General features: G+C 46.5%; 1 protein-coding gene. It reads left to right on the top strand.

Going from position 1 to position 1,425, the window contains the following annotated elements:
* Positions 1-1,405, top strand: a 1,405-nt coding sequence (locus tag KDK18_RS00400) for a hypothetical protein (protein ID WP_257252394.1), incomplete at its 5' end; no start/stop codon positions are given.
* Between the last annotated feature and the right edge of the window lie 20 nt (positions 1,406-1,425).

The raw sequence follows: 1,425 nt of genomic DNA, 5'->3' as shown, positions 1-1,425 counted from the left end.
GGCAGAATCTTGGGACAACATAAAGCGACTGGTTCATGGAGCCGAAGCCCTGTTGGACGGCTACCGGGCCTTTTTGCTGCTGGCGGATGACAAGGATTCACCCGAGGTTCAGCCATTGCTGGATGAGTTACAGCAAATAATCAACCGGTTCGAGACGCTGAAACAGACCATTCAATCAGGGTTAAAAACGATCATCCCTTCTCTGCAATCCAGCGAAGAAGACCGGTTATCATCGGGAACTTTTCGTCAGTGGGTGGCAGCCTGCCATCAGTTGCAATCCTGTCTTCAAACACTCCATCACTCTGAGGCCAGGCAGGTTTTGAGTGTCCATGACCTGATTTTTGCCCTGCATCAGTGCTTCATAAACGCGCTGGCACCGGTTACTCTGGCTTCTGGTCAGGGCAAGGTATCTATGGAACAGGAAGTCACTTATGTTGATTGCACTCCCTTGGGTGAAAAAGCGCCTCTTTTGACGCCGTCCTGCAGAGAATCCATCGAAAAATTAGGAGTTCAAGCCACTGTCGTCAGTATGGTTGATGCCATGATTGTTAATCTGGAGTTTGGCAATCATGTGGGCATTATCGAGCTGCTTGAACACGCTGAGGGTGGAAAAGGACGAACCTTGCGGCTGAAATTCTCTGACCAGTTTTATAATCCTGATGGCAGTGATCAACCCGGCAGGCTGAAGCGTATGTGGTTTCTGGTGCAGTTACTAAAAGCGATTGAACTGGATAAAAATGCTGATGGCATGAAGCTGAGTTGCAACGCCGTGGCGGGAGAAATTATCGTTGAATGCCCTCGAATGACAACCACTCAGTCCATGCACGGTGCCTTTAAGAAACTGATCACTGTATTAGATGCTATTGATGAGATGGAGATTCACTTGAGGTACAATGAAGCCATTTTTGAAGGAGGTCAATGGAACTTTAACTTTCTTGCACAACGTCTTAATAGCGATCCTGCGGCAGAAGCTGATAGATTTGCCTTTCAACATTGTCTTTTCTCAATGTTTTATTACAGATTTTTCTGTATGACGCCCGATTGGTGCCAGTTATTAAGCAGCCACCAACAACAGTTTATTGATCATAGCCAACGGTTAGCTGAATCGAAGGACAAACTTCAGGAAATGTTAATGAGTGGCGAGATCGGTGAGGATACCCGCAGGGAAATTTTATATCACCTATTACTCGTTGGTTCCCGAAAAGCTATTCCATTGTTTGAGTATTTTGATAACCGCCTGAAAAATGAATACTTTGTTATCAAACCACCCAGCACTTACAAGCTGGAGTTTTATGTTTCACCAGGTCAGCCGCTTCCGGATAATCAGGAAAAGGTCAGGAATGTTCTGCTGAAACATGGGCTGACCTATGCCAGCCAACGGGTTCGAAACCGTTGGCTGGCATAGGTCAGCCCATGTTTCAGCAG

This window comes from Endozoicomonas sp. SESOKO3 (assembly GCF_024606255.1).
Note: the sequence above shows the minus strand (reverse complement) of the source record. Positions and strands in the feature narration are given on the sequence as shown.